This window comes from Candidatus Protofrankia californiensis, assembly GCF_900634765.1.
Classification (GTDB): Bacteria; Actinomycetota; Actinomycetes; order Frankiales; family Frankiaceae; genus Protofrankia; species Protofrankia californiensis.
In genome coordinates this window covers 1-3,454 of sequence record NZ_CAAAFT010000385.1, presented here as the reverse complement: position 1 = coordinate 3,454, position 3,454 = coordinate 1, and the positions used below count along the sequence as shown (strand labels likewise).

General features: G+C 71.6%; 4 protein-coding genes and 1 pseudogene. All 5 read right to left on the bottom strand.

The genetic code is table 11. The features are described from left to right. Window positions 1-1,037: protein-L-isoaspartate O-methyltransferase family protein (locus tag DD1DGNOD_RS19745; protein WP_131770791.1), on the bottom strand; the 1,037-nt coding region annotated here is incomplete at its 3' end. 40 nt (window positions 1,038-1,077) lie between these two features. Next, window positions 1,078-1,500 carry a lasso peptide biosynthesis B2 protein gene (locus DD1DGNOD_RS19740; protein ID WP_131767948.1) on the bottom strand — a complete coding sequence of 141 codons (423 nt, stop codon included), beginning with the start codon at window positions 1,498-1,500 and terminating at the stop codon, window positions 1,078-1,080. Next, window positions 1,497-1,787 carry a PqqD family protein gene (locus DD1DGNOD_RS19735; RefSeq protein WP_131767947.1) on the bottom strand — a complete coding sequence of 97 codons (291 nt, stop codon included), beginning with the start codon at window positions 1,785-1,787 and terminating at the stop codon, window positions 1,497-1,499. Before DD1DGNOD_RS19735 ends, DD1DGNOD_RS19740 begins: the two co-directional genes overlap by 4 nt. Next, a complete protein-coding gene (locus DD1DGNOD_RS19730) occupies window positions 1,780-2,310 on the bottom strand; it encodes an asparagine synthase-related protein (protein ID WP_131767946.1) in 531 nt (176 codons plus the stop codon). Before DD1DGNOD_RS19730 ends, DD1DGNOD_RS19735 begins: the two co-directional genes overlap by 8 nt. Before the next feature lie 39 nt (window positions 2,311-2,349). Further along, a pseudogene (locus tag DD1DGNOD_RS19725) lies at window positions 2,350-3,353 on the bottom strand (IS5 family transposase). Window positions 3,354-3,454 lie beyond the last annotated feature (101 nt).

Genomic DNA, 3,454 nt, shown 5'->3' with positions numbered 1-3,454 from the left:
AGGGCTGGTTGTCCGGTGTCGAGCCAGGCGCTGACCAGAGTCGTGAGGTGCTTGCCGGGGTCGGGGTGGGTTGCGATGATCCGGCCGGTGTTCTGGGCCCAGGCGGTGCCGTGGTCGGGGTCGTGGAGGGCGAGTTGTCCGGCGGTGAAGTCAAAGTCGTCGTCGTCCATCCACGCCCGGGTGATCCGGGTGTCCCGGGTGGCGAGGTGGAACCACAGGTCGTGGTAGGCGGTCTGGTCGAGGGCGCCGGTGAGGTCGGTGCTCCATACCGTCGGCTTGGTGGGGACCGGCTGGGCGGGGTTGCGGCCGACCAGGGCGGGATGGCGTAGGGGCCCGGCAGCGGGCATGAAGTCGCCGCCGATGCGGGCGGCTGCCGTGCCATCGGGAGAGACGGCCAGGATGGGGTGCAGCCCGCCGTGGGCGACCGGGGCGAGGATCAGCCCGGTGCCGGTGAGCTGGTCCAGCCAGCGGGGAGGGATGCCGGCGATGCCGCAGGTCACGATGATCCGGTCGTAGGGGGCGTGGCCGGCGGCGCCGTGGTAGCCGTCGTGGGTCAGGACGGTGATCTGGTCGTCGAGAGCGAGCCGGCGGATCGACGCGGTCGCTTCGGCGGCGGTGGGGGGATGAGCTTCGACGGTGACCACCGGTGCGCGGGTGAGGTGCGCGATGAGGGCGGCGTTGTAGCCGGTGCCAGCGCCGATCTCGAGAACCCGGTGCCCGAGGTGCGGGTCGAGTGCTTCGAGCATCCTGGCCATGATCGTCGGTGCGGAGGAGGACGACGGCACGGCGCCGGTACGGGTGAGCAGCGGCTGGCCGCTGTAGACGATGTCGAGCACGTCCGCTGTGGGGATGGTGTCCTGCGGGACGGAGATGTGCTGGTCACCGAGGCGGAAGTGGGTCAGGCAGCGGTCCCTGCGCACGGCGGCGAACGCCTCCTGGACCCGGTCGGTGCGGATCGCGCCGGTGGCACGTAACGCCGCGGCGTAGGCGGTGAGGCGGGCGGCCAGCGGGTCGGGGGCCGTCTCCGATGTGCTCACGCGGGCTCCTGACGGTGACGGGGACTGACGGTGACGGGTGTCAGATGGTGAGGGTGGAGGTGTAGAGCAGGTGCGGGTTGACCGGGTTGGCGACGGGCTGTCCGGCGGCTTCGACCCACGCGTGGGCGGCCAGCGGGCCGGTGGCCGCCCCGAGGATCCAGGTGGCGTGGTGGCCGGTGGCTCGGCACCACAGCACGACCGCCAGGGAGCGGGGCAGGCAGCCGTGGCCGCTGGCGCAGCGGGGGCTGACAGCGGTGATGGCGCGGTGCGCGCGGGCGGTGTCGGCCGGGCTGGCGGGGCGGGTCGCGGTCCGGGCGAGCAGGCGCAGCAGCCGGTGGCGGAGACCGAGCCGGCGGCGGGTGCTGATCAATAGCAGGTCCGCGGCGGCGATGGTGAGCCGGGCGGCGCAGCGTTCCCAGGCGCGGGTCGGTGCCGGTTCGGGGAGCGCGATCGAGATGCTCATCGCAGGCGTATCAGATCCGCGGCGTCGAGTTGACCCAGGAGATGGTCAAGGTCGTGTGCGGCGTCGTCCTGGCTGAGCCCGTAGCGGGTGCGGAGCGCGGCCACGGCGGCGGGTACGCCGTCGGCGAGCGCGTGCACGGCGAGCCGGCCGCTGGCGTTGAGGTGGAACATCTGCCCGGCGGTGTTGACCAGCGTCATGCCCTCGCCGACGGCGGCGGTGATGACGTCACGGCGCAGTCGGACCCGGCCGGGTAGCCGCACGCCGGGTGTAGCGGGTAGGTCAGGCATTCTCTCCACCTCCGGTGTGGGCTGGTGGTTGGGCCTGGAGCCACAGTTCCAGCGCGAGGGTGTCGGTCAGTAGCGCCGGCGGCAGACCCGAGTCGAGGAATGTACGGGCGGCGGTGCGCAGCTGGCCGGGGTCGATAAGGCCGAGGTCGGCCAGGACGGGGGCGTCGAGCAGGTCGGTGAGGTGCCGGCGGTGCCGACGCCAGCCGGTGTACAGCTCGGCGGTGTAGTGGCCTTTGTCCCGCCGGGTCATCAGGCCCGGTGAGGTCAGGGGTGCCAGCGCGGCCAGGAGCAGCGGTTTGGGATGGTGCGGGTCGGTGGCCTCCCAAGGCCGGCAGGCCAGGCATGCCTCGACCACCGCCCGGTCGAGATAGGGGAACGCCGGGGTGAGACCGTGCGCGGTCTGGGCCTGCCCGTACAGGCTGGCGCCGCAGGCGGCGGCGCGGATCCGGGCCAGGGCGGCATGCGTCGTCCGGTGATGCGGACTGCCGGCCGTGGCGTGAACGGAGCGTAGCTCGTCGGCCACGGCGGCTGCGGCCTTGTTAGGGCGCGTATCTGGTTGTGATCAAATTGGGGTCCGGCTGATGCCTTTGATCCAGATCATCGAGGCGCGCAGGTGTAGGCCGGCAAGGTAGCTGTCCGGGGTTTTGTCGTAGCGGGTGGCGATGCCCCGCCAGTCCTCGATCTTGTTGATCAGGCGCTCGACGGTGTTCCTCTCCTGGTAGAGGCCGGTGTCGTGGCTGACGGGCCGGCCGCCGGCGGAGCCCTTCTTCGTCCGGTCGGCGGCCTGCTCCCTCTTCTCCGGGATCACGGCCTTGATGCCGCGTCTGCGCAGGTGGGCCCGGTTACCGCGGGCCGAGCAGGCCGTGTCCCCGGCGACCGCGTCTGGCCGGGTGCGGGGGCGGCCGACAGGCCCGCGGACCCGTATTTTCCTCAGCACGGGGATGAACTGCGGGCTGTCCGCGGCCTGCCCCGCGGTCAGGACGAACGCCAGCGGCCGGCACTTCCGGTCGGCGGCGAGGTGGACCTTGCTGGTCTGCCCGCCCCGCGACCGTCCGAGCAGGGCGGCTGTCAGGCGGAGTTTTCGCCGACGCCGGATACGTCGTCGCTCCTCCCGCGCGGGATCGGCTTCGGCGCCGTGCCCGTTGTGTTCTTCGACGCTGCCCCCTTTGACCTGGTCTTCTCCTCCTCGACGGCAGCCTTCTCCAGGGCGGCGATGACGTCGCGGTCCAGGTGCATCCCGGCAGCGTCGTGGTGAGCACGCGCGGTGGTGGAGTCGATGCTGACCAGGGACAGGTCCACCGCACCCCGCTGCACGGCCTCCGCGATCAGACCCTCCAGCAGGGCCTCGAACACGCCTGCGTCGCGCCACTGCCGGAAGCGGTTGTGGACGGTCGACCAGGCGCCGAACTCTCGCGGCATCTCCCGCCACTGCCCGCCGGTCTTGAACCGCCAGATCACACCCTCGAACTGCCACCGCAGCCGCTGCGGGTACGGGCCGAACCCGCCGATCGGCAGGTAGGGCTCGATGAACGCCCACTCCTCGTCTGTCAGTTGCGCCCGCGTCATGCACGACGGTCTACCCGATCAGACCCGCCACACGAACGAACCCCACAGATCGATCACAACCCGATACACGCCCTAGTACTGCAACGGCACTTGGGTGTGTC

What these genes read in the sequence shown, in the direction of transcription:
- DD1DGNOD_RS19740 (WP_131767948.1), bottom strand. Translation starts at nt 1,500, where the DNA reads ATGAGCATCTCGATCGCGCTCCCCGAACCGGCACCGACCCGCGCCTGG.
- DD1DGNOD_RS19735 (WP_131767947.1), bottom strand. Translation starts at nt 1,787, where the DNA reads ATGCCTGACCTACCCGCTACACCCGGCGTGCGGCTACCCGGCCGGGTC.